The sequence below is a fragment of the Streptomyces laculatispora genome (assembly GCF_017353455.1).
Classification (GTDB): domain Bacteria; phylum Actinomycetota; class Actinomycetes; order Streptomycetales; family Streptomycetaceae; genus Streptomyces; species Streptomyces laculatispora.
In genome coordinates, this window is the sequence record NZ_JAFMPZ010000424.1 from 1 (window position 1) to 2,830 (window position 2,830).

Annotated in this window: 4 protein-coding genes; 2 read left to right on the plus strand and 2 right to left on the minus strand. The window is 71.7% G+C overall.

Annotated elements, in window-relative coordinates:
- Nucleotides 1-205 precede the first annotated feature (205 nt).
- On the plus strand, nt 206-1,126 hold the full coding sequence (locus J1C73_RS21185; RefSeq protein ID WP_207317803.1) for a LysR family transcriptional regulator: 921 nt from the start codon (nt 206-208) through the stop codon (nt 1,124-1,126).
- A 70-nt stretch (nt 1,127-1,196) separates the two neighbouring features.
- Here J1C73_RS21185 and J1C73_RS21190 read toward each other — a convergent pair whose 3' ends face one another.
- Nucleotides 1,197-1,673 carry a pyridoxamine 5'-phosphate oxidase family protein gene (locus tag J1C73_RS21190; RefSeq protein ID WP_207317804.1) on the minus strand — a complete coding sequence of 159 codons (477 nt, stop codon included), beginning with the start codon at nt 1,671-1,673 and terminating at the stop codon, nt 1,197-1,199.
- A 112-nt stretch (nt 1,674-1,785) separates the two neighbouring features.
- Between J1C73_RS21190 and J1C73_RS21195 the strand changes: the two genes are divergently transcribed.
- A complete protein-coding gene (locus J1C73_RS21195) occupies nt 1,786-2,436 on the plus strand; it encodes a cysteine hydrolase family protein (RefSeq protein WP_207317805.1) in 651 nt (216 codons plus the stop codon).
- Here J1C73_RS21195 and J1C73_RS21200 read toward each other — a convergent pair.
- On the minus strand, nt 2,420-2,830 hold a 411-nt coding region (locus J1C73_RS21200; protein ID WP_207317806.1), incomplete at its 5' end, for a Rieske (2Fe-2S) protein. The genes J1C73_RS21195 and J1C73_RS21200 overlap by 17 nt on opposite strands.

The following is a 2,830-nucleotide window of genomic DNA, read 5'->3' on the forward strand; positions in this document are numbered from 1 at the left end:
GCGTCGACGGGGTCGGCAGGGGAGGCGGGGCCGGCGGACGGGCCGGGGTCGGTCAAGGAGGAGGCCGGCGCGTCGGTGGCCCCGGCCGGCGGCTGGGCTGTTGGTACGGGCGGTGCGGGCGGTGCGCTCATGGGCTCCACGATGACCAATTCAATCTCGTAGCACAAGTGAGATTTTGTGTGACGGTCCGCGTAGCATTGCTTACATGTTGAATCTGGAGCGCCTGCGCACCCTGGATGCCCTCGCCCGGCTCGGTTCGGTCAGTGGCGCCGCCGAGGGTCTGCACGTCACGACGTCGGCCGTCTCGCAGCAGATGGCCAAGCTGGAGCGTGAGGTGGGTCAGCAACTGCTCGCCAAGAACGGCCGCGGGGTCCGGCTCACCGACGCGGGACAGCTGCTCGCCGACCACGCGGCCCGGATCCTCTCCCAGGTCGAGCTCGCCCAGTCCGACATCGAGGCGCAGCGGGGCGAGGTGGTGGGCGAGATCCGGCTGGGCGCGTTCCCCACCGCGGCGCGCGGTCTCTTCCCGTCCACCCTGCTCGGCCTGCGCGCGGATCACCCCGAACTCCGGGTGCGTACCAGTGAGCTGGAGCCCGAGGCCGGAATTCGCGCGGTGTTCCGGGGCGACATCGACCTTGCGGTGGTGCTGGACTGGAGCAACAAGCGGCTGCCGGTGCCGGGCGGTCTGGCCACGGCGCGACTGCTCGACGACGTCCCGGACGTCGCGATGCCGGCCGGGCATCCGCTCGCGGACCGGGCCGAGGTGGATCTGGAGGACTTCGCCGACGACGACTGGGTGTCCTGGCCCGAGGGCGAGTTCTGTTACGAGTGGCTGATGTTCACCCTCCGCTCCAAGGGCATCGAACCGCGAATCGCCCACCTCGCGGGTGAGCACCACACCCAACTCGCCCTGATCGCAGCCGGTATGGGGGTGTGTGTGGCGCCCAGGCTCGGTCGCGGACCGGTGCCGGAGGGGGTGCGGCTGGTGCCCGTCCGGCAGAGGATGCGGCGTCATGTCCATGCCGTCTGGCGGGCGGACGCGGACCGGCGGCCGTCGATCAGGGCGGCGGTCGCGGCCCTGCGGGAGGCGGGCCGGGAGCTGGACGAGCCGGTGGAGGACAGATAGGTCCCGCGGCGGGCAGCGGGGCGGTGTGCCGCCCCGCCGCACACCCGGGTGCGGCGGTCCTGGTGGGCTGTCAGACGCCGCTCGGGCCGGCGAGCTTGCTGAAGTCCCAGGAGGTGACGGCTTCAGGGGTGAGCCGCAGCCAAGCGTGCCGGCCGTCGTGCGGCATCACCTCCATGCCGAAGTACTTCGCCGCGAACAGCTGCTCGGGGACAGCGAGTTCCGGGCAGGGCTCGCCGGTACGCGGTGCCTCGCCGACGAACACCGCGTCGCCCGAGAGCTCGATGCCGCGCAGCTCCCCGTACTCCACTCCGTCGTCGACGACCACGGCGATCTTCGGGTCGTGGCCGAGTTGCGACCAGCGCAGGCTCCGGGTGATCGAGTAGAGCCACAGTGAGGTGCCGTCCCAGCAGAACCAGAGCGCCCCGACGTGCGGGCGGCCGTCCGGGCCGACGGTGGCGACCCGGCAGGTGCGCTGTTCGGCGAGGTAGGTGTCGCGTTCCTCGTCCGTCATCCTGATCCGGCGGCCCCGTCGCTGAATGACGGCCATGGGGAGCCCCCTCCTGTTAGCTGACTGTGTGTCAGGAAGCATGGAGCCTCTTCCCTCATCGCGCAATGGAGGTTAGCCTCGCGCGCCCGTTCCGTCGCCGAGAGGGGCAGCCGTGCCGTCCAGGGAACAGCTCGCCGAACAGATCGATCCGGCCTCCACCGTCCTGCTGACGGTGGAGTGCCAGCAGGGGGTGGTGGGGCCGGGCAGCGCACTGCCCGAACTCGCCAAGGAGGCCAGGTCCTCCGGGGCGCTGCACAACGTGGCCCGGCTGGTCGCCGCCGCTCACGAGAGCGGTGTCCAGGTGCTGCACGCCGTGGCTGAACGCCGCCCCGACGGCCGCGGTGCCAACCACAACGCCCGGCTCTTCCGCGCCGCCGGGCGACTGCCCGTGCAGCAGCACTCGGGCACCACGGCGGTCCGGATCGCCGAGCCGATCGAGGTGGCGGACGAGGACCTCGTCGTCCGCAGGCTCCACGGGCTCTCGCCCGTCGCGGGCACGGATGTGGACGCGCTGCTCCGCAACCTGGGCTGCCGCACGCTCGTCGTCACCGGGGTGTCGGCCAACGTGGCCATCCCCAACGCGGTGTTCGACGCCGTGAACCTCGGCTACACGGCGGTGGTGCCGTCCGACGCCATCGCGGGGGTGCCTGCCGACTACACCCCCGCGATGATCCGCAACACCCTCGCCCTGGTCGCCACCGTCGCCACCACGGACGAGGTGCTCGGCTGCTGGCTGGGGGGCCGTTCTAGGACGCGAGGCTGATCGTGTCGCCCTGGACCTCGATCGGGGTGGCCGGCAGCGGCTCGGTGGCGGGACCCGCCTTCACGCTGCCCGTCGCCACGTCGAACTTGCTTCCGTGACAGGGACAGTTGATGGTGCCGTTTGCGACGCTCGACACCGAGCAGCCCGTGTGTGTGCACTTCGACGAGAACGCCTTGAACTGACCGGCCGCGGGCTGCGTCACCACGACCCCCTGTTCCGTGAAGATCTTCCCGCCGCCCTCCGGGATGTCGGTGGTCTTCGCGAGCACGCCGCCCCCGCCGCCGGCCCCGCTCTCACCGGCATGCTCGACGGCGCCGGAACCGGCCGCCTCCTTCGAGCCGCCGCACGCGGTGAGTACGGCGGCCACGGAGACGGCGCCGGCCGCTGTGACGAC